A 240-nucleotide genomic window follows, 5' to 3' on the forward strand; every position below is an offset into this window, starting at 1 on the left:
GAACAGGCAATCGCCTGCAACAAGGACGCCTGGGACCAATCCGCCAGCCTGCACAAAACCACGGACACCTGGAACGCGCTGCTCAACAGTGTCGGCGCGGCTGGCTTTTCTTGCCTGGACCCGACGCTGACCGGCTTGCTGCAAGACGTGGGTGTGAACGGTAAGGATGTGGTGCAACTGTGCTGCAACAATGGCCGTGAAAGCCTTTCGCTGTATGGCCTGGGTGCGCGTTCGGTGGTG

1 pseudogene is annotated in these 240 nt (G+C 60.8%); it reads left to right on the forward strand.

What is annotated here, in order from left to right:
• Nucleotides 1–240, forward strand: a pseudogene (locus ACW9IR_RS30015) (SAM-dependent methyltransferase); the annotation flags it as partial.

The sequence above is a fragment of the Pseudomonas sp. SDT291_1_S447 genome, from assembly GCF_054070155.1.